The organism is Bradyrhizobium sp. STM 3557, assembly GCF_045571465.1.
Taxonomy (GTDB): Bacteria; Pseudomonadota; Alphaproteobacteria; order Rhizobiales; family Xanthobacteraceae; genus Bradyrhizobium.
Window position 1 is genome coordinate 3,752,642 of the sequence record NZ_CP120697.1, and the last position, 24,786, is coordinate 3,777,427.

A 24,786-nucleotide genomic window follows, 5' to 3' on the forward strand; every position below is an offset into this window, starting at 1 on the left:
GAGCTGATATGCCTATTCAAGTTCTGATGCCCGCGCTGTCGCCGACGATGGAGAAGGGCAATCTCGCCAAATGGCTGAAGAAGGAAGGCGAGACCATCAAGTCCGGCGACGTCATCGCCGAGATCGAGACCGACAAGGCGACGATGGAGGTCGAGGCGACCGACGAGGGCACGCTCGGCAAGATCCTGATTCCCGAAGGCACCGCCGACGTTGCGGTCAACACGCCGATCGCAACCATCCTGGCCGATGGCGAAAGCGCCGCCGATCTTGGCAAGGCCGTAGCGCCCGCGAAGCAGGAGAAGGCGGCCGAATCGGCTCCGCCTGCTGAGGCCAAAGCCGCGGCGCCGGCGCAAACCGGCGGCGAGAAGGCGCGGGCCGCGCCGCAGGCCGTTGCCGAGCCCGAGCCGGAGGTGCCCGCGGGCACCGAGATGGTGACGATGACCATCCGGGAGGCGCTGCGCGACGCGATGGCCGAGGAGATGCGCCGCGATCCCGACGTCTTCATCATGGGCGAGGAGGTCGCGGAATATCAGGGCGCCTACAAGGTGACTCAGGGCCTGCTGCAGGAGTTCGGCGCCCGCCGCGTGATCGACACCCCGATCACCGAACACGGCTTTGCCGGCGCCGGCATCGGCGCGGCGATGGCCGGGTTGAAGCCGATCGTCGAGTTCATGACCTTCAACTTCGCCATGCAGGCGATGGACCAGATCATCAACTCGGCGGCGAAGACGCTCTACATGTCCGGCGGCCAGATGGGCTGCTCGATCGTGTTCCGTGGGCCGAACGGCGCCGCCGCGCGCGTCGCTGCCCAGCACAGCCAGGACTATTCGGCCTGGTACTCGCATATCCCGGGCCTCAAGGTCGTCGCGCCGTATTCAGCGGCCGATGCCAAGGGTCTGCTCAAGGCTGCGATCCGGGATCCCAATCCGGTGATCTTCCTCGAGAACGAGGTGCTCTACGGCCATTCGGGCGAGGTGCCGAAGCTCGATGACTATGTGATCCCGCTCGGCAAGGCCCGCATCGTGCGCGCCGGCAAGGACGTGACGCTGGTCTCCTGGTCGAACGGCATGACCTATGCGCTGAAGGCCGCCGAGGAGCTCGCCAAGGAAGGCATCGAGGCTGAGGTGATCGATCTGCGCACGCTGCGTCCGATGGACACCGAGACCATCGTCGCCTCGGTCAAGAAGACCGGCCGCGCGGTGGCGGTGGAAGAAGGCTGGCAGCAGAGCGGCGTCGGCGCCGAGATCGTGGCGCGCATCATGGAGCACGCCTTCGACTATCTCGATGCGCCTGTGCTGCGCGTCTCGGGTAAGGACGTGCCCATGCCGTATGCAAGCAATCTCGAGAAGCTGGCGCTGCCCTCCGCTGCCGAGGTGGTGCAGGCCGCCAAAGCCGTCTGCTATCGGTAACCGCTGAGGACAGCACCATGGCGGGCCCTAAGGAACAGCCGTTGCCGCCCGACGTCATCGGCCGCGAGGACGCCACCGAAGTGTTGCGCGCCTTCGTGCTCGACGGCGGGCTCTCGATCGCGTTTCAGCGCGCGTTCGAGGAGCCGGATGTCTGGGGCCTGCTGCTGGTCGATGTCGCCCGCCATGCCGCCCGCGCCTATGCGCGCGAGACCGACCTGTCCGAGGACGAAGCACTGTCGCGCATCGTCGACATGTTTCAGGCCGAGCTTGCGCGTCCCACTGACACGGGCACCACCACGCCGCGTTCGCAAAAGGGGCACTGAGCGTGGCGCATCGGGGTGAGGGGCGGATCTGCGAGGCGATATCGGCAATTGAGCGATCTGGTCGGGCGCGCCCAGCGCCCAAATGAATTCGGCTGGCTCCCGGAAGGGGATGACAGCCCGTGAAAGTTAGCTTCGTGAGGTCACCATGCCGATCAACATCTTGATGCCCGCGCTGTCTCCGACGATGGAGAAGGGCAACCTCGCCAAATGGCTGAAAAAGGAAGGCGACCAGATCAAGTCCGGCGACGTGATCGCCGAGATCGAGACCGACAAGGCGACCATGGAGGTCGAGGCGGTCGACGAGGGCACGCTGGCCAAGATCCTGGTGCCTGAGGGCACGCAGGATGTCGCGGTCAACGACGTGATCGCGGTGCTGGCCGGCGATGGCGAGGACGTGAAGGCCGCCGGCAGCGCCGCGCCAGCCAAGGCAGATGGCAAGCCGGACAACAAGCCCGCGCCGCAGACTGAGGCGGCCAAGCCCGCTCCGGCACCAGCCGCCGCTGCACCGGCAGCGAAGCCGGCCGCTGCGCCAGCAGCGCAAGCGGCGCCCGCCCAGCAGGTCAACGGCCATGATCGTGTGTTCTCGTCGCCCTTGGCGCGCCGCCTCGCCAAGGAGGCCGGCATCGAGATCGGACGCATCACCGGCACCGGCCCGCATGGCCGCGTCATCGCGCGTGACGTCGAACAGGCCAAGTCCGGCAAGGGCCTGAAGGCGCCGGCCGCAGCTCCTGCCGCCGGACCTGCTCTGGCACCCTCGATGTCCGACAAGCAGATCCTGGCGCTGTTCGAGCCGGGCTCCTACGACGTCGTGCCGCATGACGGCATGCGCCGCACCATCGCGCAGCGGCTCACGGCCTCGGTCCAGAACGTCCCGCATTTCTATCTGACGATCGACTGCGATATCGGCAAGCTGCTTGTCGCCCGCGAGGAGATCAATGCGGCGGCGCCAAAGGACAAGGAGAAGAAGCCGCTCTACAAGCTCAGCGTGAACGACTTCGTCATCAAGGCGATGGCGGTGGCGCTGCAGAAGATCCCGGACTGCAACGTGAGCTGGACCGAAGGCGGCATGCTCAAGCACAAGCATTCCGATGTCGGCGTCGCGGTGGCGATGCCGGGCGGCCTGATCACCCCGATCATCCGCAAGGCCGAGACCAAGACGCTGTCGGCCATTTCCGGGGAGATGAAGGACTTCGCGGCCCGCGCGCGGGCCCGCAAGTTGAAGCCCGAGGAGTACCAGGGCGGCACCACCGCCGTCTCCAATCTCGGCATGTACGGCATCAACCACTTCACCGCCGTCATCAACCCGCCGCATGCGACCATCCTGGCGGTCGGCACCAGCGAGGAGCGGCCTGTCGTTCGCGGCGGCAAGATCGAGATCGCCAGCATCATGAGCGTGACGCTGTCCTGCGATCACCGCGCCATCGACGGCGCGCTCGGCGCCGAACTGATCGGCGCGTTCAAGCAGCTGATCGAGAATCCCGTGATGATGATGGTGTAATGGCGCACAGGACGTGCGCGCCGTCATTGCGAGCGCAGCGAAGCAATCCAGAGAACCGCCGGAACGCTGGATTGCTTCGTCGCTAACGCTCCTCGCAATGACGTGGAGAATGCAGGCGATCCGGCTGACCCCAAGAGTGATTGCACAGCATGGCCGACACAAATTTCGACGTCATCATCATCGGCTCCGGCCCCGGCGGCTACGTCACCGCGATCCGCGCCGCGCAGCTCGGCTTCAAGACCGCGATCATCGAGAAATCCTATCTCGGCGGCATCTGCCTGAACTGGGGCTGCATCCCGACCAAGGCGCTTTTGCGATCGGCCGAGATCTACCACTACATGCAGCACGCCAAGGATTACGGCCTATCGGCCGACAACGTCGCCCTTGACCCCAAGGCGGTGGTGCAGCGCTCGCGCGGCGTCTCGAAGCGGCTGAACGACGGCGTCGGCTTCCTGATGAAGAAAAACAAGGTCACGGTGATCTGGGGCCACGCCGCGATCGATGCACCCGGCAAGATCACGGTGAAGAAGTCCGACGTCGAGGCGCCGAAGGGCGCGCTCGGCGAGGGCAGCTACCAGGCCAAGCACATCATCATCGCGACTGGCGCGCGGCCGCGCGTGCTGCCCGGGCTGGAGCCGGACAAGAAGCTGGTCTGGACCTATTTCGAGGCCATGGTGCCGGAGAAGATGCCGAAGTCGCTGCTCGTGGTCGGGTCCGGCGCGATCGGCATCGAGTTCGCCTCGTTCTTTCACACCATGGGCTCTGACGTCACCGTGGTCGAGGTGCTGCCGCAGATCTTGCCGGTGGAGGACGCGGAGATCGCGGGCCTCGCGCGCAAGCGGTTCGAGAAGCAGGGCATCAAGATCCTGACCGGCGCCAAGGTCACCAAGCTCGACAAGAAGAGCGACAGCGTCATGGCGACGATCGACGACGGCAAGGGCAAGCCTGCGACGGTCGAGTTCGAGCGTGTGATCTCTGCGGTCGGCGTGGTCGGCAATATCGAGAATCTGGGCCTGGAAAAGCTCGGCGTGAAGACCGATCGCGGCACGATCGTCATCGATGGCTATGGCAAGACCAACGTACCGGGCATCTATGCGATCGGCGACGTCGCCGGTCCGCCGATGCTCGCGCACAAGGCCGAGCATGAGGGCGTGATCTGCGTGGAGGCAATCAAGGGCCTGCATCCGCACGCCATGGACAAGAACCTGATTCCGGGCTGCACCTATTGCCAGCCGCAGATCGCCTCCGTCGGCCTCACAGAGGCCAGGGCGAAGGAGGGCGGCCGCGAGATCCGGGTCGGCCGCTTCCCCTTCGTCGGCAACGGCAAGGCGATCGCGCTCGGCGAGGACCAGGGTCTGGTCAAGGTGATCTTCGACAAGAAGACCGGCCAGCTCCTCGGCGCGCACATGATCGGCGCCGAGGTCACCGAGCTGATCCAGGGCTATGTCGTCGCGATGAACCTGGAGACGACAGAGGAAGAGCTGATGCACACGGTGTTCCCGCATCCGACCTTGTCCGAGATGATGAAGGAAGCCGTGCTCGACGCCTACGGGCGCGTGCTGAACATCTGATCCCGCCGTCATTGCGAGGAGCGTCAGCGACGAAGCAATCCAGACCTGCCTCGCACTCAGAACTGGATTGCTTCGCTTCGCTCGCAATGACGAAGACAAACTGACTATTGGCAAAGAAAAAAGAAAGAACCGCCGCCGTGCAATCCAGCGACAATCTCACCATCGAGCGCCCGACCTTCGTCACTCATCTCGAATGCGCGATGGAAGGCGACCACTACGCGGCCGACCAGGTTCACAATCTCTCCAAGGCCGGCAAGCCGCTGCTGGTGCGCTACGATCTCGCGGGCGTGAAGCAGGCGCTGACGAAGGACGCGCTCAGCGAGCGTCCCGCGGACATGTGGCGCTATCGCGAGCTCCTGCCGGTGCGCAGGTGCAAGGACATCGTCAGCCTTGGCGAGATCATGACGCCGCTGATCAGACTGCCGAGGCTTGCTGCTAAGCTCGGCGGCGGCGAGATCATCGTCAAGGACGAAGGACGGCTGCCGACCGGCTCGTTCAAGGCGCGCGGTCTCGTCATGGCGGTGTCGATGGGCAAGGCGCTCGGCATCAAGCACATGGCGATGCCCACCAATGGGAACGCTGGGGCGGCGCTCGCGGCCTATGCGACCAGCTGCGGCATCAAGACCACGATCTTCTGCCCGGCCGATACGCCGGAGGTGAATGTCAGCGAAATCGAGCTGCAGGGCGCGACCGTCTATCGCGTCAACGGGCTCATTGATGACTGCGGAAAAATTGTCGGCGAGGGCAAGGCCAAGGTCGGCTGGTTCGATACCTCGACCTTGAAGGAGCCGTACCGGATCGAAGGCAAGAAGACGATGGGGCTCGAACTCGCCGAGCAGCTCGGCTGGGACGTGCCCGACGTGATCTTCTATCCCACCGGCGGCGGCACCGGCCTGATTGGGATGTGGAAGGCGTTCGATGAGCTCGAGAAGATCGGGTTCATCGGATCAAAACGTCCGCGCATGGTCGCGGTGCAGGCATCCGGTTGCGCGCCGATGGTGCGGGCTTTCGACGCAGGCGTCGAGCATGCCGCGCGTTGGGAAGACGCGCACACGATCGCGTCCGGGATCCGCGTGCCGCAGGCCATCGGAGATTTTCTGATCCTGCGCGCGGTGCGCGAGAGCAAAGGTTTCGCCATTGCGGTCGATGACGAGAAGATTTCATCTGCGCTTCAAGAAGTCGTGCGCGAGGAGGGGCTGCTGCTATGCCCCGAGGGAGCTGCGACCTACGCCGCCTACAAGCAGAGCCTCGCCGACGGGCGCGTGACCAAAAATGATCGCGTGATGCTGTTCAATTGCGCGACAGGCCTTAAATATCCGCTGCCGCCGGTCACGCGCACGCTCGATCGTCACCAGCCGATCGACTTCGCGCAGTTCTAATAACAAGCCTGCACCGCGGCCTCGTTTGGAGGAAGTGATGCATCGTTTGTTGTCTGCTGTCCTGTTCGCGGTGTTGACCTTGGCAGCGCCCGCGCGCGCCGCCGAGACCTATCCCTCGCGTCCGATCACCGTCATCGTGCCGTTCGCGGCCGGCGGCCCGTCGGATGCGATGATGCGCATCCTCGGCGAGCACATGCGCCAGACGCTCGGGCAGCCGATCCTGATCGAGAACGTGACCGGCGCCGGCGGCTCGATCGGCGTCGGGCGCGCGGTGCATTCGCCGCCGGACGGCTACACGGTGAGCTTCGGCCATCTCGGCACACATGTCGCCAATGGCGCGGTCTATAAGCTCAGCTATGACCTCGTCGCCGATCTCGAGCCGGTGGTGCTGCTGCCGAGCAATCCGATGATCATCGTCAGCAAGACGGCGGTCCCGGCCAAGTCGCTCGCCGAGCTGCTGGCATGGCTGAAGGCGCAGCCGACGCCTGCAGCGGCAGGCACGGCGGGCAATGGTTCGGGCAGTCACATCGCCGGGCTCTATTTCGAGCAGGTCACCGGCATCAAGCTGCAATATGTGCCCTATCGCGGCACGGGCCCGGCGCTGAACGATCTCGTCGCCGGCCAGATCGATCTGATCGTCGATCAGACCTCCAACTCGATCAACCAGGTTCGCGCGGGCGCCATCCGCGCTTATGCGGTGACCGACGGTAAGCGCGTCGAGAGTGCGCCGGAGGTCCCGACGACAGATGAAGCAGGCCTGCCTGGCTTTCACATGACGCTGTGGTCGGGGCTGTGGGTGCCGAAGGGCACGCCGAAGGAGACCGTCGCCAGGCTCAATCAGGCCGCGGTCGCAGCGTTGAATGATTCGGATGTGCAGAAACGTCTGAAAGACTTGGGGTTGCAGATGCCGCCGCAGGACCAGCTGACGCCGGATGCACTCGGTGCGGTTCAGCGCGCGGAGATTGCGAAATGGTGGCCAATGATCAAAGCGGCCCGGGTTTCTACGGAGTGAAGAGTGGTATAGCGTGGCCGCTGAGGGTTGCCTCATCGCCACGTTTGTTGCGAGGTCGCAACAGTTTGCCGCCATTTGGTAACGATTTCGGGCGCGCCGCAGGTGCGCCGCTTTTTAGCCACACCCCTTCGTGAAATAACACCTTACATGAGTAGGCGGCGCGTAAGGGTGTAGGGAAAATCGGTTTTCATGAACTGGGTTTTCTCGCCCGTGCACGCGGGGCCGGCGGAAAACAAACCAGCGATGGACGCCAAGACCGACATCAAGAGCAGGCTGCCGAGCCGTCACGTGACGGAAGGTCCGGCGCGTGCGCCGCATCGCTCCTACCTCTATGCGATGGGCCTGACGACGGCCCAGATCCACCAGCCCTTCGTCGGTGTCGCCTCCTGCTGGAATGAGGCCGCGCCCTGCAACATCGCGCTGATGCGCCAGGCGCAGGCGGTGAAGAAGGGCGTTGCCCATGCCGGCGGCACGCCGCGCGAATTCTGCACCATCACCGTGACCGACGGCATCGCCATGGGCCATGACGGCATGCGCTCGTCGCTGCCGTCGCGCGAGGCCATTGCCGACACGGTCGAGCTGACCATGCGCGGTCATGCCTATGACGCGCTGGTCGGTCTTGCCGGTTGCGACAAGTCGCTGCCGGGCATGATGATGGCGATGGTGCGGCTGAACGTGCCCTCGATCTTCATCTATGGCGGCTCGATCCTCCCGGGCAATTTCCGTGGCCAGCAGGTCACCGTGCAGGACATGTTCGAGGCGGTCGGCAAGCATTCGGTCGGCGCGATGTCGGATGAGGATCTCGACGAGATCGAGCGCGTCGCCTGCCCGTCGGCGGGTGCCTGTGGGGCGCAGTTCACCGCCAATACGATGGCAACTGTGTCGGAAGCGATCGGGCTGGCGCTGCCTTATTCGGCTGGCGCCCCCGCGCCTTACGAGATCCGCGATTCCTTCTGCATGACCGCCGGCGAGCAGGTGATGGAGCTGATTACTTCCAACATCCGCCCGCGCGACATCGTGACCTTGAAAGCGCTGCAGAACGCCGCAGCCGTGGTCGCCGCATCCGGCGGCTCGACCAATGCTGCGCTGCATCTGCCGGCGATCGCGCATGAGGCAGGTATCAAGTTCGACCTGTTTGATGTCGCCGAAATCTTCAAAAAGACACCATATATCGCGGATTTGAAGCCGGGTGGCCGCTATGTCGCCAAAGACATGTTCGAAGCTGGTGGCATTCCGCTTCTGATGAAGACGTTGCTCGATCATGGCTATTTGCATGGAGACTGCCTCACAGTCACCGGCCGGACGATCGCCGAAAATCTCAAAGGCGTGAAATGGAATCCGCACCAGGACGTGGTGAGGCCGGCCGACCAGCCGATCACTGTGACCGGAGGTGTTGTCGGTCTGAAAGGCAATCTCGCGCCTGAGGGCGCGATCGTGAAAGTCGCGGGCATGTCCAATCTCAGATTCACCGGGCCGGCCCGCTGCTTCGACCGCGAAGAGGATGCCTTCGAGGCGGTGCAGAACCGCACCTACAAGGAAGGCGAGGTCATCGTCATCCGCTACGAGGGGCCGCGCGGCGGTCCGGGCATGCGCGAGATGCTGCAGACCACCGCGGCGCTGACCGGGCAGGGCATGGGCGGCAAGATCGCGCTGATCACCGATGGCCGCTTCTCCGGCGCCACCCGCGGCTTCTGCATCGGCCATGTCGGGCCGGAGGCTGCCGTCGGCGGGCCGATCGCCTTGCTCGAGGACGGCGACATCATCGAGATCGATGCCGAGGCGGGTATCCTTAACGTAAAATTGAGCGATGCCGAGCTGGTGCAGCGCAAGTCCAAATGGACGCCGCGCGAGACGCACCACACGTCAGGTGCGCTTTGGAAATATGCCCAGCAGGTCGGGCCGGCGGTCGCGGGGGCCGTCACCCACCCAGGCGGTGCGCAAGAGAAATATTGCTATGCGGACATCTGAGCGTCTCGTCTTTGCATTGATATTGGGCATGAGCCCACTGGTTGCATCCGCGCCGTCCTTTGCGTTCGACGGGGCGCCCATCAACCAGGAGCCGACCATTCCGGTGGCAACGGCGCAGTCCGGAGCGGCAGCCAATCTGCGCAAGGCCGGCCCGCAGGGCACCGCGGGGCTGCCAGACAGCTCCTCGCTCACTGCGCTGCAATATGCCGCCGATGAGGGCCATCCGGTCGCCCAGTGGAAGCTCGGGCGGATGTATGCGAATGGCGAGGGTGGGCTTGTGCAGGACGATCTGCGCGCGTTCGACTATTTCAGCCGGATCGCCAATGCCCATGCCGAGGACTCGCCGTCGGCGCCGCAGGCGCAGATCGTCGCCAACGCCTTCGTCGCGCTCGGCCGCTATTATCTGAGCGGCATCCCGAACTCCAAGGTCAAGCCGGATCCGGATCGCGCCAGGGAGATGTTCTCCTACGCCGCCTCCTATTTCGGCAATGCCGACGCCCAGTACGACCTGGCACGGATGTATCTGAAGACGGCGGACGCCTCGCGGGATGACTTCCGCTATGGTGCACGCTGGCTCGGTCTCGCCGCGCAGAAGGGCCAGCACCAGGCGCAGGCGCTGCTCGGCCAGATGCTGTTCAACGGCGACCGGCTGCCGCGACAGGCGGCGCGCGGATTGATGTTCCTGACGCTCGCGCGCGACGGCGCCGGTCCGGACGAGGTCTGGATCAAGGAAAGCTACAACCGCGCCTTCGCCAAAGCGTCCGACGATGACCGCGCCTCCGCGCTGCAGATGCTTGAGCACTGGGTGCAGGGCAAGCGGGACTAAAGCGGGGAATGCATTGCATTCCCCTGCGATGTGAGGGGAATGCAATGATCATCCGGGACGCGACGCCGGCCGATGCGAAGCAAGCCTGCCAGGTGCTGCGCGATTCGATCGTCGAGCTGTGCAGCGCCGATCATCGCGACGATCCTGTCATCCTGTCGCGCTGGCTTGCCAACAAGACACCGGACAATGTGGCGGCATGGGCGGTTGCAAGCGGCCGCGCGCTTCTCGTCGCCGTCGAGGATGGTGCGATTCTCGCAGTCGGCGGCCTGACGCATGCGGGCGAGATCACGGCCAACTATGTCGCGCCTGCGGCCCGCTTTCGTGGTGTCAGCTCGGCCATGCTCGCAGCGCTGGAGCAGCGGGCGGCGGCGCATGGCGCGGCGAGCTGCACGCTGCTCAGCACCGAGACCGCGCACCGATTCTATCTCGCGCGCGGCTACCGCGACGAGGGACCGTCTGTCGGGAAGTTCGGCACGGCGGCGTCGTATTCGATGGTGAAGCCGCTTCGCGTACAGGAATGACCGAGCCGTCATTGTGAGTGCGTTGAGGGCACGGTCTCGCTTCACCCAACGCTGTCATCGTCCGCGAAGCCGGACGATCCAGTACGCCGCGGCACTTCGGTTCAATCGGTGCTGCCTCGGAGTCCTGGATGCCCGCCTGCGCGGGCATGACGAGGCGCTCTTCGTGAACTCCGTCATTGCGAGGAGCCGAAGGCGACGAAGCAATCCAGGCTTTCCTCGTCGCTCTGGATTGCTTCGCTTGCGCTCGCAATGACGGCGATGTCACGCCGTCTCCAGGTCGAAATCCGCCCAGATCGGCACGTGGTCTGACGGCTTCTCCCAGGCGCGCACATAGCTGTCGATGCCGACCTCGACCAGGCGATCGCTGGCCTGCGGCGACAGCAACAGGTGATCGATCCTGATTCCCAAGTTTTTCTGCCAGGCACCGGCCTGGTAGTCCCAGAAGGTATATTGCCCGGGCGCATCGGTCACCGCGCGCAGCGCGTCGGTGAGGCCGAGCCCTAGCAGCGACTGGAAGCTCTCCCGCGTCTCGGGCCGGAACAGCGCATCGGTCACCCAGGCTTCCGGATTGGCAACGTCGGCGGCGGCCGGGATCACGTTGAAGTCGCCGGCCAGCACCAACGGCTCCTCGGTCAATAGTCGCTCGCGGGCATAGTCGCGCAAGCGCGACATCCATTTCAGCTTGTAGGGATATTTCTCGGTGTTTGGCGGATTGCCGTTCGGCAGATAGAGGCAGGCGATCCTGACCACACCATGCTTGAGGCTGACCACGCCCTCGATGAAGCGCGCATGCGTGTCCTCGTCGTCGCCGGCGAGCCCCGATTTGCTTTCGTCGATCGGGAATTTGGAGAGCAGCGCGACGCCGTTGAATGTCTTCTGGCCGTGGGTGACGAGGTTGTAGCCGAGCGCCTCGATCTCGAGCCGCGGGAACGCCTCGTCCGTGCACTTGGTTTCCTGCAGACAGACGATGTCCGGCGAGCATTCCTTGAGCCAAGTCAGCAGGGGCTCGATCCGTTGCCGGATCGAATTGACGTTCCAGGTGGCGATACGCATGGCGGAGGTCCAAGGAAAGAGCAGAGACAAGAACATAGGCAAGAGCAGGATCACGCCTGCTTAGATCAAGTCATGGTTAGATCAAGCTGCGGGGGCCGCGGTCAAGGGCAGGACCCTGACAATCCAGACGTGGCACTCCAGAGAGGATCATCCGGAGCCGGGGGATCGATTATTTGGGGGTCTCGCCAGACAGACGGTTCTTGTAGATCTTTCCGTCTTTCATGATCACCAGGAAGTTCTTGGCGGGATCCGCAACGAGATTGATGTCCTCGAGCGGATTGCCGTCGACCAGCAGCAGGTCGGCCCGCGCGCCTTCCTCGACCACGCCGAGCCTGCCGGGATAGGGATTGCGCGGCCCCGACAGTCCGAGCAGTTCGGCATTGGTTGAGGTCGCCATGATCAGCGCCTCAGCCGGACTATACCAGCGCGTGAGGCTGGCGAGCAGCGCGCCTTGTCGCTGCGCTAGTTCCCGCGAGAACAGGATGTCGGTGCCGAACGCGGTCTTGATCTTGTATTGCTTGGCAAGCGCGTAGACGCGATCCGTGCCGTCGACGACCTCGCGCGCCTTCGCTTGTTGCACCGGTCCCAGTGCGCTCGCACCGGTCTCGTCACCGAACGGCTGGGTGCTGAGCCAAATGCCCTTTTCGGCCATCAGTCGCGCCGTCGCTTCGTCCATCAGATGCCCATGCTCGATGCATTTCACACCGGCTGCGATCGACCGCTGGATCGCCGTCGGCGTATAGGCGTGCACGGCGACATAGGTGCCCCAGTTCTCGGCGGCCTCCACGGCGGCCCGCAGCTCTGCTTCCGTGAAGGTCGAGACATCGAGCGGGCTGAACGGCGAGGCGACGCCGCCGCCGGCCGTCAGCTTGACCTGACTCGCACCCTGCATCAGCTGCTCGCGCGCCCGCACACGGACCTCGTCCGGGGAGTCCGCGACCATGCTGCCCCCGATCTGCTCCATGCGAGTGGGCGAGCCGCCGATCACCCGCGGCAGCTCATAGAGCTGCCGGAAATCGCCATGGCCGCCGGTGATGGTGATCATCGCTCCGGAGGGATAGACGCGCGGCCCGGTGACGAGACCCTCGTCGATGGCGCGCTTGAGTGCGAACGACGGTCCGCCCATGTCGCGAACGGTGGTGAAGCCGCGCATCAGCGTATCGGTCGCCTCCGCGGCGGCGAGCAGGTTGGTGTAGCCGACGTCATTGACGAGCGCAGCCATTGGCGTGGGACGCACCAGCATCGCGTGCCAGTGCGCGTCGATCAGGCCGGGCATCAGCACCCGCCCATCGCCATTGATCCGCTGTGCGCCTTCGGCCGAAATCTCCCATGTCGAGATCTTCTCGATCTTGCCGGCCCGCACCAGAACGTTCGACGGCGTCGACACCATAGCAGTCTTGCCATCGAAGATGCGCACATTGCGAAACAGGACGGCGGCATCCTGCTGTGCCCATGCAGATGATGGGAATGGAGCGACCATTCCGATCCAGGCCAGCAGCAGCAGGCATCCGGCGATCCCGTATGACCTCGACGCGCTCATCGATCCACCGTCGGGTTCAGGACCGCTATACGGTCCGTGATGCCGGCATCCAGGCATAGGTCAGCCAGCCGATGCCGTGCATGATGAGATCGATACCGAGCAGGAAGCCGAGCACCCACAGGCCGGTGGCCGGAAATCCGGTCAGGATGACCACGCCGGCCAGGATGCCGAACACGCCGGACAGCAGCATCACCCAGCCGGCTTCCTGCCAATGGCTGATGCCGAGCAGAATGCGAACCACGCCCGATAGAATGAGCACGAGGCCGAGCACGTAAGTGAGGATCAGTGCGCTGGTCAGCGGCTGCGTCACCAGCACGATCCCGAATGCAAGATAGAGAATGCCGAGCAGCACCTGCCACAGGAAGCCGCCCCAGCCCTTGGTCCAGAAGGCGTGGATGACTTCGAACCCACCGGCGACGATGGCCATCCAGCCGATGAAGATGGTGCTGATCACCGTGAAGAATGCCAGGTCGCCCAGCACCAGGAAGCCCGCGCCGATCATGACGATGCCGAGCAGGATGCATACCCAGAAGGGCGGGGTCGGCAGCCTCGTCATGCCCATGGGAGAGCTGTGGCCGTAGGTGGTCATGTCCAACCTCCTGTCTTCGCGCATCTCGAACGTGTTGCGCAATCTTTCACGCAAGCGCCGCATGCAGGGGCATGCGGCGGCTCGCTCAGACCGGTTCTTCCTCCGCGGCTCCATCGCTTGGAATCTCGCGCGGCAGATAGTCCGGCAGGCCTCCGGCCGGGATTACCGCCAGCAGCGCGAGGCCGGCCATGCCCAGACGGCCGATCCTCGGCGCGACCGGCAACGTCGGACGCGTGGCCAGATTGCCGCTGGTCCCGACCGCGCAGACGCCGAACAGGTCGCGCGCAAGCGCCGGATAAGCTTGTGAGTTCTGGCGGTCTTGGTTCGCCTTGAAGCGCAGGTGGGCATCGAACACCAGACGCTGCGCGATGTCTGGTTCGGGCGGGTGCGCCGTCGAGACGAACGGCGGCTCCCTTTGTTCCGCGATGGAAGGCAGGCCCATTGGCTGCTCCTTCGGACTCACGTGCTACGCAACTGACTCGACGCTTACTAAGGCTCTATCTAATGCTCTTTGCGTCCTGCTTTTCCTCGGCCTGCCGCCGGTCGCCTCGATCGCTCATCGCCAGGAACGATTAAGCGCTGAAGTAGATTGTGAGTCAATGATGCAATCTAGGGGCGTTCCATCGCGCGATCCTGATCAAGCACGTTTGATTACGAATTTACAGATGGCGGGGAACGCAGCCCAAGGCCGGACCGCGCCAGTCCGACGCGTCCGTGACCGTCGTCGAGCGGTCTGCTCATCACTGACAAACCAGGACGGGGGTTTTCGCGTGGGTCACCACCTTGTTTGTCACACTGCCGATGAGAAGCGCGGGAAGTCCGCTGCGTCCGTGCGATGACATGACGATGAGATCGCAGCCGTTCTCCTCGGCTGCTGCGATGATGCCATGATGCGGCTGTGCGCTCTCGACCTGGATCGTCGTGCAGGGAACGCCGGCCTCCTTGGCCGCCTTTGCTGCGCGGTCCAACGCGCTGTTGGCCTGTTCTTTGCGGAGCTCGACATAAGTCGCGAATGCTTCGAGGAAGCGTCCGGTCATGTCTGGAAACGGTTCGACAACGAAGATGATGGACGCCTTGGCGCCAAGAGACTTCGCCAGCGCCAGCCCATGCGCCAGGCCGTGCTCCCCCAGCTCCGACCCATCCGTCGGAATGAGAATATGCCGATACATGCTTCACCTCCCGATTGTCTGGACGTATCGCCCGCAAAGGCCGCCAGCCGAAATTTCGAACTTGGCGCGCAGGATCGCCCTTCGACCCGAAGCGGCATATCCGGAATAGCCCTCTCCACCATCTTCCGATTTTACTGATGGCAGAGCTGCGGCTTCGCACAATAGCCTGTTCGAACCGGCCTGGATCCGTCCGTTGCCTGAACTTCAAGAGATTAAGTCGAGGAACGATCATGTCTGTCCCTTGCAAGTTCGAACGCAGCCTGCTCAGCCACGACGAATACGAGACGATCCGCCTGACGCATCATCCTGCCATTTACGAGATCGAGGTGGCTGAGCTGGAGTCGCCTGCGACCACGCTTGCGCAAGATGCGCGATAAGGAGCGGACATTCGAACAGCAGCGGCGACGCGAGCGGCACGGAAAGGCCGAAGCGCGCGGAGCAAGCTTCTCCGGAACAGCCGAGCATGCATCGGAGCGCAAGCAGGTCTTCGCCTCGGCGCTGAAGCGGCTGAACAAGGAGCTCGCTCGTCTTCACAACCTGGCCGCCCGGACCGCGCATGTCGACGCGGCTCGCAGGGCCCTCGCACTGTACCGAGCCGCGAACTTCATGACGTATCCTCCGGCCGGAGCAAGCGCGAACAGCGGCATGGTGGCGAAGCCGAGCCCACGTCGTAGAAAGATCGTGACGGGCGCAAGGGTGGGACGGGTGTCGCAAGCGACGAAGGTCGCTCAGGCCATACGCGACGCGCGAGGTACGTGAAGCCCTGCTGACTCATGGAGCTGCTGTGTCGCTTGGCGCAAGCAAGCAGCGCAAACTGAACATCTTCGCGCAAGCTCCCATGATAGACATTCCCACCGCGCTTGCCGTCGCGACGGGCTCGCCCCGAGCTGGTGAATTGTGTATTCAGGGAAAACGTCCGACGACGATCGGGACTATGTCGCGGTGTGATGCGATGATCGACGAAAAGAAGCTCGAGGAGCGCCTGGTTGTGCTCGAAGCAGCCAAATCCTGGAGTCCGCGCGTGGTCTCACGGTTGGAGACGCTGCTGCGCGCGGGCACGGACGAGGCACTGTACCGGATCAATCCGATCCAGTTCGCCGTGGAAAAATCGATCGCCGAGCCGGAGGCGATTGATCTGTTCCTCCACGCCTGCGTGGCCGGGCTGTTCGACATGGACTGGCAGCTGGTTTGTCCGATGTGCTCCGATGTTGTCGAGAGCTTCCGGAGCTTGCGCAAGCTGCACACGCATTTCCACTGCCATCTCTGTCAAAGCGACTACGACGCCGCGCTCGACGATTACATCACGGTGACGTTCACAGTGTCGCCCGCCGTCCGCAGCATCCGCTTCCATCGGCCGGATACGCTTTCGGCCTGGGACTACGTCTTCCAATATAAGCTGACGCCGGGCGGCTTACTGCCCGAGGGCGTGCCATGGAGCGAGGCGGCCAAAGGGCTGGTCAGGGTGCTCACCCGCATCGAGCCGGACTCTGTGGCCAAGCTCGATATTGATGCCGCCGAAGGTGCGCTCCTGGGCCAGGATTTCGACAGCGACGCCCATTTCTCTTTCCCGGTCGAAAGAGGAGCGGGGCTCACCCCATCCCACCTGCAGGTCACGCTCGAGCACGGCAAATGCATGACCCCCACGGCAAGCATCGGACCTGGCAAGGTCGTGTTCGACGTTCGCAATGCCGGCAAGCAGCCGGTGGTGTTCGGCATCCTGCAGCTTCCCTCGGCGACGTTTCAGCGCCCAAAGCTTCAGTTCACGCCATCCTTGTCCGGCAAGCGGCTGCTGATGACACAGACCTTTCGCGACTTCTTCCGCTCGGAGGTGATCGGCGCGACGGAGGGCATTGCGGTTCTCGACGTGACCCTCGTCTTCACCGATCTCAAGGGCTCGACAGCGCTCTACGAACGGATCGGCGATCTCAACGCCTACATCCAGGTGCAGCGGCACTTCCAGCATCTTCTCGACGCCACGGTGCGGCACAACGGCGCCGTCACTAAGACGATCGGCGACGCCGTGATGGCGGCGTTTTCGACATCGGCGGACGCGGTGCAGGCGGCGCTCGAGATGCGCGAGGCGGTGGATCAGCTCAATCGGGACCGCCCGCAGCGCGATTTCATCCTGAAAATCGGCGTGCACCGCGGCGCCTCGATCGCGGTCACGCTCAACGAGCGGCTCGACTATTTTGGCCAGACCGTGAACATCGCTGCGCGGGTGCAAAACCTCGCCGATGGCGACGAGATCTGCATGACCGAAGAGGTTTACGGCGCGCCCGATGTGGCTGACATCATTGCGCCGTACCCGGTGACCAAGAGCGAGGCCGAGCTCAAGGGCGTCAGCAAGGCGATATCAATCTATCGTCTCGCCCGAAGGGTGTCCTGATCACGGCGTCATGCGCTGGCCGGCATCCGCTGCTCCGGACGTTTCGTCAGGCGTGCCGGCACGCCGATCGCCGGCCGAACCGGACATTCCTTATCGAATTTCGTAATTGGAACGGCGCTCCTCGCCGTCCGTTAAGGCGCTGTGTTGCCACCGTCCCCTCGCATTCACAGGAGCGTCCATCATGGAAGTCGTCATGCCAAGCAAGCGCCGTCTGCTTCTGGTCGGCGGGGCGCTGGCGGCCGTCGCCGCGCCGGCCGTTTTCGTCGGGCCGGTCTTCGCTGAGGAGAAGGGCGTCGGCGAGAAGTTGAAGGAGATGGTCACCGGAAAGAAGGATGAGGAGGTCACGCCGCCCGAAGACTTGATGCGCGAGCACGGAGTGCTCGACCGCGTGCTGCTGCTCTATGAAGCAGCAATCCGGAAGTTCTCGTCGAACGAGGACGTCGACCCGGCCTTGATCACGCAATCGGCCGAGATCGTCCGCGATTTCATCAACAACTATCATGAGAGGTCGGAGGAGGAGCACGTATTTCCACGCTTCAAGAAAGCCGGGAAGATGACGGATCTTGTAGACACCTTGCTGCGCCAGCACGCAGCGGGACGGAAGGTCACGGAGACAATCTTGAAGCTCGCGCCGACGGGCCGAAGCAATGATGACGATCGCAAGCAGCTCGTCGGCTCCATGCAATCCTTCGTCACGATGTACCGGCCGCACGCGGCACGCGAGGATACCGACCTTTTCCCCAAGCTGAAGGACGTGGTCTCGTCGAACGAGTATGACGCGATGGCCGAGGATTTCGAGAAGAAGGAGCACGAGCTGTTCGGGGAGGACGGCTTCGAGAAGATGGTCGCTCGCGTCGCCCGACTGGAGCAGCAGATGGGCATTCACGACCTGGACCAATTCACCCCGCGGTGACCCATGTTCGATTTGGTGCGACATCAGCCTTCCGGCTGTGCACCGGACCCATTGCAGACATTGTGATCTGCTGCCTTGGCGCGAAATGATAGAATTATGTCGTTGGGGCGGAACGATCGGGCCGTGGTGAGTCTTTGAGGAGGCTTCAATGTGCAAGCACATCTTGGGAATGGCGACATCTGCTCTCATACTGGCGTGCAGCACTGCTGGTGTCTTGGCGCAGGCCCAGACGCTCAACCAACCGGATCCGCAACAGATGCAATCGCATTCGATGGGTCAGGACGGTGGCGGCATGATGGGGCAGGGAAGCATGATGGACCATGGGATGATGGGACATATGATGGGACGCGGCATGATGCGAAGCGGTGCGATGGGCTCGCCTGTCATGATGCGCATGATGTTTGCTCTCATGGATGCCGACGGTGACGGGACCATCTCCCTGCAGGAATTTCAGGCAGCTCACGAAAGAATCTTCAAGGCGATGGACACCAATAAGGATGGCAAGCTGACGCCGGAAGAGATGCAAGCGTTCATCCACGGGACGAGGTGATCGGCTTTCCGCAGCCGTTCGCAAATCGAACTGCAAGCTTGCATGCGGCGCCTCCGACAGACCGCCCGGACTGACACTCAACTGAATGGTCGCCGGCTTGCGTGAGCGCGGCATGCATGTCCTCTGCTGGCGCCACTCGCGTTGTCGGGCAATTCTGTCGTGCGGCTGACCCAGGCGAGAGCCGGGCGCCTCAAAATGATCTGCGCCGAAAGGCGGATTCCGTCAGCCGCTTCAACCTGATGAGCATGTTCAAGCCCCCCGAGCGAAAATAAATCGCTTTCGATTTTTCGGAAATCATGCTTATCTACGCCATCCCGCCTTGTCGAAGAGGGGCGTACGCGTCGTCACGATACGTAGAGGCGGGCTGCGATGGACGTGAGGGCGGCGCCAGACGAGCGCAGCCGCACGGACGGTGAAATCGTGTGGTCCTGGCCTCCCGGTGCTGAGGTCAAGTTCGCGGCGCTTTGACGAGTGCGCGGACGACAGGGGCAAGAAAGCCGGTCCCTGAGGAGAGCGCGTATAAACCGGAAGCCCATTCGCGCAGGGAAGGCCGGGATGTCTTGGCCGAACCTGTGGTGACTGCCGCCTGCATTTTTTTCTGCAGGCGGGCCATGGGGGCGGCGAGCTCCCGGCCTTCCCTGCACCCTCTGTCAAAAGAGGGACAAGTATCTTGCAAAGCTCGGGCAGAATATGTCGCGAGAATGCCGCCTCATACTCCACTGTCATGCCCGCCCAGGCGGGCATCCAGTACGCCGCGGCCTCTCGGAAGATCACAACCGTCTTGAGTACTGGATCGTCCGCCTTCGCGGACGATGACAGCAGAGGGATGTGAGACGCGCAATGCAAACTGGGTCGTCACTCCGGCGCGCGCGAAACGAGCCGATCCGGAATGGCGATGTGGTGGGAACGTGATGCCTCAGACCGAGAAGCTGGTGCCGCAGCCACAGGAGGCGGTGGCATTGGGATTGTTGACGCGGAAGGAGGCGCCCATCAGGTCGTCGACGAAATCGACCTCCGAACCGGCCAGGAATGGCACCGAGGCGGGATCGACCAGCACCACGGCCTGGTCGCGCTCGATGACGAGGTCGTCGTCCGCCTTGGCGCGCTCGATGTCGAACTTGTACTGGAAGCCGGAGCAGCCGCCGCCCTCGACCGAGATCCGCAGCATGGCACCGGCATCCTCCTTGCTCAGGATCTGCCCGATCCGGCGGGCGGCGCGCTCGCTGATGGTGACGGCGTCAGTCATGGCAACAGTCTCCGGACGAGAAATTCATGCCCATTTTGGTTGGTATCGGGCGTTCCCCATAGTTAAGTGCACTGCGTAAAGGAATCAATTCTCGGAAGGTTGTCCCGTGTCGGTCGGAATGGCTGCCCCCCGTGCGCCCTATGCCTGCGATCCCGATCGCAGCCGCGGCCGGCTGGTGGCCGAGCCGCCGTCGCGGACCCGCAGCGCCTTCCGGCGCGATTGCGACCGCGTGATCCATTCCACCGCGTTCCGGCGGCTCAAGCACAAGACCCAGGTGTTCGTGTTTCACGAGGGCGATCATTACCGCACCCGGCTGTCCCATTCGCTCGAAGTGGCCCAGATCGCCCGCGCGCTCGCCCGTCAGCTCGGGCTCGACGAGGACCTCACCGAGGCCTTGGCGCTGGCGCATGATCTCGGCCATCCGCCGTTCGGTCATGCCGGCGAACGGGCGCTCGATGCCTGCCTGAAGGATCATGGCGGTTTCGATCACAATGCGCAGACGCTGCGCGTGGTCACCGCGCTCGAGCAGCGCTACCCGGAATTCGATGGGCTCAACCTGACCTGGGAGACGCTGGAGGGAATCGTCAAGCACAACGGCCCGCTGGCCGAGCCCGTTCCGCTCGGAATCCTCGAGTTCAGCGGGCGCTGGGACCTGGAACTTGAAAGCTTCGCCTCCTTGGAGGCGCAGGTCGCCGCGATATCGGACGACATCGCCTATGACGCCCATGACATCGACGACGGGATGCGGGCCGGGCTGTTCGCGGTCGATGATCTCAGGGAGATGCCGCTGACGCAGGAGATGATTGCCGCCATCGATCGGCATTACCCCGGTCTCGACGACATCAGGCGCGGCGCGGAGCTGGTGCGGGAGCTGATTTCCTATCTGATCTCGGCAGTCATGTCGGAGACGCGGCGCCGGATCGATGCCGCGCAGCCGACCTCGGTCGAGGACGTCCGCAACCTTGGCCGCCAGCTCGTCTCCTTCTCGCCCGAGGTCTCGGGTGCTGAGGCTGCGATCAAATCGTTTCTGTGGCACCGCATGTATCGCCATCCGCGGGTGATCGCAGTGATGCGCGACGCCGAGGCGATCGTCGCCGACCTGTTCGGCCATTACCAAGCCGATCCCGCCGCGCTGCCGCCGGAATGGCTGCTGGGCTGCGAGGAGGAGGGGGAGCGCATCCGGCGGATCGGCAATTTCATTGCCGGGATGACCGACCGTTTCGCGCTGACCGAGCACCACAGGCTTTTTGACTCGACCCCGGATTTGCGTTAGGCGGCGCCCATGCCCGACAAAGCTCCAAACCTGCATCTTTTCGCCGACGTGCTGGCGCGCGTGCATGCCATTTGCGCCGATCTCGCATCAGCGGGCGGTTGGCCCGACGGGATCGATTTTTCGCGCGTGGTGGTCGAGCCGCCGCGCGATCCGAGCCATGGCGACATGGCCACCAATGCTGCGATGGTGCTGGCGAAGGAGGCGAAGGCGAAGCCGCGTGATCTCGCGGAAGCGATCGCCGCACGCTTGCGCGAGGATGCGCTGGTCGCCAAGGTCGACGTCGCCGGTCCCGGCTTCATCAATCTGACCTTGCAGCCGGGCGTCTGGGCGGAGCAACTCGCCACCATCCTGCGCGAGGGCGCAGCTTATGGCCGGATCGCGCCGGTCAAGGGCGCGCCCAAGGTCAATGTCGAATATGTCTCGGCCAATCCGACCGGGCCGATGCATGTCGGGCATTGCCGTGGCGCCGTGTTCGGCGATGCGCTGTGCAGCCTGCTGCAATTCGCCGGACGTGACGTCGTCAGAGAATACTACATCAACGATGCCGGGGCGCAGGTCGACGTGCTCGCGCGCTCGGCCTTTCTCAGGTATCGCGAGGCGCTTGGCGAGGATATCGGCACGATTCCGGAAGGCCTTTATCCCGGCGACTACCTGAAGCCGGTGGGGCAGGCGCTCGCCGCCGAGCACGGCGACAAGCTGCGCGACCTGCCGGAAGCCCAATGGCTCCCCATCGTGCGCGACAAGGCGATCGCGATGATGATGGACGAGATCAAGGGTGATCTCGCCGCGCTCAACATCAAGCACGACGTGTTTTTTTCCGAGCGCTCGCTGATCGCTCATGGCAACAACAAGGTCGCCGAGACCATCGATTTCCTGCGCGAGCGCGGCGATGTCTATGAAGGCCGCCTTCCGCCGCCGAAGGGCGCGCCGGTGGAGGACTGGGAGGATCGCGAGCAGCTTTTGTTCCGGGCCACGGCTTACGGCGACGATGTCGACCGTCCGCTGATCAAGTCGGACAACACCTACACTTACTTCGCGTCCGACATTGCCAATCACCGCAACAAGTTCGAGCGCGGCTTTGCCGACCTGATCGACGTGTTCGGTGCCGACCATGGCGGCTACATCAAGCGCATGCAGGCGGCGGTGAAGGCCGTGACGGCGGGGCAGGCAACGCTTGACGTCAAGATCGTGCAGCTCGTGAAACTGCTGCGCAATGGCGAGCCGGTAAAGATGTCGAAGCGCTCGGGCGACTTCGTCACCTTGCGCGAGGTGGTCGACGAGGTCGGCAACGACGCCGTGCGCTTCATGATGCTCTACCGCAAGAACGATGCGGTGCTGGATTTCGATCTCGCCAAGGTGATCGAGCAGTCGAAGGACAATCCGGTGTTCTACGTGCAGTACGGGCACGCACGCGGACATTCGATCTTCCGCAACGCGCGCGAGGTGTTCCCGGATCTGCCGGAAGAGGACGATGCACGCATCGCGTATCTGTCGGATGCGAAGCTTGAGCTGCTCAGTGATTCCACGGAATTGGAGCTCTTGAAACGGCTTGCTATGTATCCACGGATGATCGAGGGCGCGGCGGCAGCTCACGAGCCTCACAGGATCGCCTTCTATCTCTATGATCTAGCGAGTGAATTTCACGCGCTCTGGACGAAGGGCCGCGATTTGCCCTATTTACGCTTCATTATCAATGATGATGCACACATGACCAAGGCGCGATTGGCCATGGTTCAGGGCGTTGTCTCGGTTCTGGCGTCGGGACTTGCTGTTTTGGGCGTCCATGCTCCCGATGCGATGAGGTAGTAGTAGGAGACGGACGCAACCTGGGTTTGGGGCCTCAATCTGGCAGGGTCCGCCTTTGGCTCGAATATGCGGCTCACCCGCAGGGACGCTTCATTACCATGGCTGATCGTTATCAGGACAGATCCTTCCCCTCCGATGGTTTCGGCCGCGGCGGAGATCCCCGCGCCGATGCCGATCCGCTCGCCGAGCTGGCGCGGCTGATCGGACAGACCGACGCACAATCCGGACGCGGCACGCCTCCTGTCGCACCGCGCCCGCCCGCAGCCCGGCAGCCCGCCGAGCCCGAGCCGTCGATTCCCCCCGGGCCGCCATCATGGATGCAGCGGGCCAATCGGCAGGAAATTCCCAAGAGCCAGCAGCAGGTCCCGGCATCGGCTCGCGATCCGTTTGCCGAGCTGCCACGCGAGCCGCAGCGCGCGGCTGCACCGCCGCCGTTTCCGGGCGCGGTGCAAGGCCCCAGCGATCTCGACCGCGACTTCGCCGCGCAGGACTTCGAAATCCAGCAGGCGCCGCATCCGGCCGCGCAGCGCTCGCACCCCAATCAGGATTTTGCGGACGAATTGGCCAAGCTCGACTTCAGCGTCGGCGAGTCCCGCCATCGCTTCGGTGCCGGTGAGGCCGACCCGCATTTTCAACGGGAGGTAGCGTTCGACGAGCAGGGCGCGGATCCGTCCCGTTATGACGAGGCACTGTATGGGCAGCTCGGTCCAGCTCAGCAGGAATATCACGGCGAGCAGGATTATGAGGAAGACCAGTTCGGCTACCAGGACGGCTACGACGAGGCTGAAGAGGAAGAGGCGCCCAAGCGCCGCGGCGGCAAGGTGATGGTGGTCGCGATCCTCGCGCTCGGCGTCCTTGGCACCAGCGGGGCGTTCGCCTACCGGACCTATTTCTCAGGCACGCACAGCAGCGAGCCCCCGATCATCAGGGCCGATAACAGCCCGACCAAGATCATGGCGTCGCCTGCCGACACCTCTCCGAAGGTGCCGGACCGGCTGCTCGGGGGCGATGGCGGCGAAAAGCTCGTGTCGCGCGAGGAGACGCCGGTCGATCCGAGCCGGTCCATCGGTGGCAATAGTGGCAATAGCAATGGTGGACCGCGCGTGGTCTTCCCGCAGCCGCCCAACCAGAACGGCAGCCCGCCCTCGACGGCAAGTGTCGCGCCGACTGCGATGGCCTCGGCGGCGCCGAGCGTCAGCAATGGCACCATGCCGAACGGCGATCCGCGTCCGATCAAGACGCTGTCGGTGAGCGGCAACCAGGGCGACGCCGCCACGGCTCCGCCGCCTGCGCCCAAGCCGGCAAAGGTGATCGCGGCGCAGCCGGTGCTGCCGCACAACTCGCCCGCCAATGCCAACGCATCCGCCAACAACGCGCCGATGGCGATCACGCCGCAGCAGGCGCCCAGCCGGGTGGCGTCGGTCAATCCGGCGGAGCAGCCTTCTGCTGCCGCCCCGGCGGCCTCGGGCGGTGGCGGATACCTGGTCTCGATCTCGTCGCAGATCAGCGAAGCCGATGCGATATCGTCCTACCAGGCCGTGCAGGCGAAATATTCGTCGGTGCTCGGGTCCTATTCGCCTGTGATCAAGCGCGTGGAACCCAACGGCAAGGTGATGTATCGCGCCGCGGTCGGCCCGTTTGCGACCCGAGACGAGGCCAACAAGATGTGCGGAACGTTGAAAAGCGCCGGCGGCCAGTGTTTCGCGTTTAGTAACCAGTAACCACTTCTTGACCGTGCATGGGGCCGGGGTTAA

General features: G+C 63.9%; 23 protein-coding genes. 17 read left to right on the forward strand and 6 right to left on the reverse strand.

Features of this window, described 5'->3' with window-relative positions; genetic code table 11:
• Positions 1–8 precede the first annotated feature (8 nt).
• The 9 genes from P6U24_RS17010 (at position 9) to P6U24_RS17050 (ending at position 10,507) form a co-directional block, all read left to right on the forward strand.
• Positions 9–1,409 carry a pyruvate dehydrogenase complex E1 component subunit beta gene (locus P6U24_RS17010; RefSeq protein ID WP_407160220.1) on the forward strand — a complete coding sequence of 467 codons (1,401 nt, stop codon included), beginning with the start codon at positions 9–11 and terminating at the stop codon, positions 1,407–1,409.
• Between the two features lie 17 nt (positions 1,410–1,426).
• Positions 1,427–1,732 (forward strand): DUF5076 domain-containing protein, encoded by a 306-nt coding sequence (locus P6U24_RS17015; protein ID WP_407160221.1) that lies wholly within the window; start codon positions 1,427–1,429, stop codon positions 1,730–1,732.
• Between the two features lie 145 nt (positions 1,733–1,877).
• Positions 1,878–3,230, forward strand: coding sequence for a pyruvate dehydrogenase complex dihydrolipoamide acetyltransferase (locus P6U24_RS17020; RefSeq protein ID WP_407160222.1), 1,353 nt, complete (start codon positions 1,878–1,880; stop codon positions 3,228–3,230).
• A 149-nt stretch (positions 3,231–3,379) separates the two neighbouring features.
• On the forward strand, positions 3,380–4,801 hold the full coding sequence (lpdA, locus tag P6U24_RS17025; protein ID WP_407160223.1) for a dihydrolipoyl dehydrogenase: 1,422 nt from the start codon (positions 3,380–3,382) through the stop codon (positions 4,799–4,801).
• A 137-nt stretch (positions 4,802–4,938) separates the two neighbouring features.
• The gene (locus P6U24_RS17030; protein WP_407160224.1) at positions 4,939–6,180 is read left to right on the forward strand and encodes a threonine synthase; all 1,242 of its coding nucleotides are present in this window, start codon (positions 4,939–4,941) and stop codon (positions 6,178–6,180) included.
• Between the two features lie 37 nt (positions 6,181–6,217).
• Positions 6,218–7,192, forward strand: a complete 975-nt coding sequence (locus P6U24_RS17035) for a tripartite tricarboxylate transporter substrate binding protein BugD (protein ID WP_407160225.1) — start codon at positions 6,218–6,220, stop codon at positions 7,190–7,192.
• A 243-nt stretch (positions 7,193–7,435) separates the two neighbouring features.
• Entirely contained in the window at positions 7,436–9,160 is a 1,725-nt protein-coding gene (gene ilvD / locus P6U24_RS17040) for a dihydroxy-acid dehydratase (protein ID WP_407160492.1), read from the forward strand.
• Positions 9,147–9,986 carry a tetratricopeptide repeat protein gene (locus P6U24_RS17045; protein ID WP_407160226.1) on the forward strand — a complete coding sequence of 280 codons (840 nt, stop codon included), beginning with the start codon at positions 9,147–9,149 and terminating at the stop codon, positions 9,984–9,986. Before ilvD ends, P6U24_RS17045 begins: the two co-directional genes overlap by 14 nt.
• A 44-nt stretch (positions 9,987–10,030) precedes the next feature.
• Positions 10,031–10,507 carry a GNAT family N-acetyltransferase gene (locus tag P6U24_RS17050; protein ID WP_407160227.1) on the forward strand — a complete coding sequence of 159 codons (477 nt, stop codon included), beginning with the start codon at positions 10,031–10,033 and terminating at the stop codon, positions 10,505–10,507.
• 261 nt (positions 10,508–10,768) lie between these two features.
• Here the strand turns inward: P6U24_RS17050 and xth are convergent, their stop codons facing one another.
• The 5 genes from xth to P6U24_RS17075 all read right to left on the reverse strand — a co-directional run bounded on the left by xth (position 10,769) and on the right by P6U24_RS17075 (position 14,858).
• Entirely contained in the window at positions 10,769–11,560 is a 792-nt protein-coding gene (xth, locus tag P6U24_RS17055; RefSeq protein WP_407160228.1) for an exodeoxyribonuclease III, read from the reverse strand.
• 169 nt (positions 11,561–11,729) lie between these two features.
• Positions 11,730–13,040: an amidohydrolase family protein gene (locus P6U24_RS17060; RefSeq protein ID WP_407160493.1), complete on the reverse strand. Its 1,311-nt coding sequence runs from the start codon at positions 13,038–13,040 to the stop codon at positions 11,730–11,732.
• Positions 13,041–13,125: 85 nt separating this feature from the next.
• Positions 13,126–13,689 (reverse strand): HdeD family acid-resistance protein, encoded by a 564-nt coding sequence (locus tag P6U24_RS17065; RefSeq protein ID WP_407160229.1) that lies wholly within the window; start codon positions 13,687–13,689, stop codon positions 13,126–13,128.
• An 85-nt stretch (positions 13,690–13,774) separates the two neighbouring features.
• On the reverse strand, positions 13,775–14,131 hold the full coding sequence (locus tag P6U24_RS17070; protein WP_407160230.1) for a hypothetical protein: 357 nt from the start codon (positions 14,129–14,131) through the stop codon (positions 13,775–13,777).
• Positions 14,132–14,429: 298 nt separating this feature from the next.
• The gene (locus tag P6U24_RS17075) at positions 14,430–14,858 is read right to left on the reverse strand and encodes a universal stress protein (protein WP_407160231.1); all 429 of its coding nucleotides are present in this window, start codon (positions 14,856–14,858) and stop codon (positions 14,430–14,432) included.
• 230 nt (positions 14,859–15,088) lie between these two features.
• Here P6U24_RS17075 and P6U24_RS17080 point away from each other — a divergent pair, with 230 nt between their 5' ends.
• The 5 genes from P6U24_RS17080 (at position 15,089) to P6U24_RS17100 (ending at position 18,707) form a co-directional block, all read left to right on the forward strand.
• The gene (locus tag P6U24_RS17080; protein ID WP_407160232.1) at positions 15,089–15,235 is read left to right on the forward strand and encodes a hypothetical protein; all 147 of its coding nucleotides are present in this window, start codon (positions 15,089–15,091) and stop codon (positions 15,233–15,235) included.
• Complete coding sequence (locus tag P6U24_RS17085; protein WP_407160233.1) at positions 15,216–15,617, forward strand: hypothetical protein; 402 nt, start codon at positions 15,216–15,218, stop codon at positions 15,615–15,617. Before P6U24_RS17080 ends, P6U24_RS17085 begins: the two co-directional genes overlap by 20 nt.
• A 193-nt stretch (positions 15,618–15,810) precedes the next feature.
• Positions 15,811–17,244, forward strand: coding sequence for a DUF5939 domain-containing protein (locus P6U24_RS17090; RefSeq protein ID WP_407160234.1), 1,434 nt, complete (start codon positions 15,811–15,813; stop codon positions 17,242–17,244).
• Positions 17,245–17,425: 181 nt separating this feature from the next.
• Positions 17,426–18,157 (forward strand): hemerythrin domain-containing protein, encoded by a 732-nt coding sequence (locus P6U24_RS17095; RefSeq protein ID WP_407160235.1) that lies wholly within the window; start codon positions 17,426–17,428, stop codon positions 18,155–18,157.
• Between the two features lie 148 nt (positions 18,158–18,305).
• On the forward strand, positions 18,306–18,707 hold the full coding sequence (locus P6U24_RS17100) for an EF-hand domain-containing protein (protein ID WP_407160236.1): 402 nt from the start codon (positions 18,306–18,308) through the stop codon (positions 18,705–18,707).
• 916 nt (positions 18,708–19,623) lie between these two features.
• Here P6U24_RS17100 and erpA read toward each other — a convergent pair.
• Positions 19,624–19,953: an iron-sulfur cluster insertion protein ErpA gene (gene erpA / locus P6U24_RS17105; protein WP_407160237.1), complete on the reverse strand. Its 330-nt coding sequence runs from the start codon at positions 19,951–19,953 to the stop codon at positions 19,624–19,626.
• Positions 19,954–20,059: 106 nt separating this feature from the next.
• On the opposite strand from erpA, the gene P6U24_RS17110 reads away from it, so the two are divergent.
• The 3 genes from P6U24_RS17110 to P6U24_RS17120 all read left to right on the forward strand — a co-directional run bounded on the left by P6U24_RS17110 (position 20,060) and on the right by P6U24_RS17120 (position 24,753).
• On the forward strand, positions 20,060–21,226 hold the full coding sequence (locus P6U24_RS17110) for a deoxyguanosinetriphosphate triphosphohydrolase (protein ID WP_407160238.1): 1,167 nt from the start codon (positions 20,060–20,062) through the stop codon (positions 21,224–21,226).
• Between the two features lie 9 nt (positions 21,227–21,235).
• Positions 21,236–23,032, forward strand: coding sequence for an arginine--tRNA ligase (argS, locus tag P6U24_RS17115; protein WP_407160239.1), 1,797 nt, complete (start codon positions 21,236–21,238; stop codon positions 23,030–23,032).
• Between the two features lie 98 nt (positions 23,033–23,130).
• A complete protein-coding gene (locus tag P6U24_RS17120; protein WP_407160240.1) occupies positions 23,131–24,753 on the forward strand; it encodes an SPOR domain-containing protein in 1,623 nt (540 codons plus the stop codon).
• Positions 24,754–24,786 lie beyond the last annotated feature (33 nt).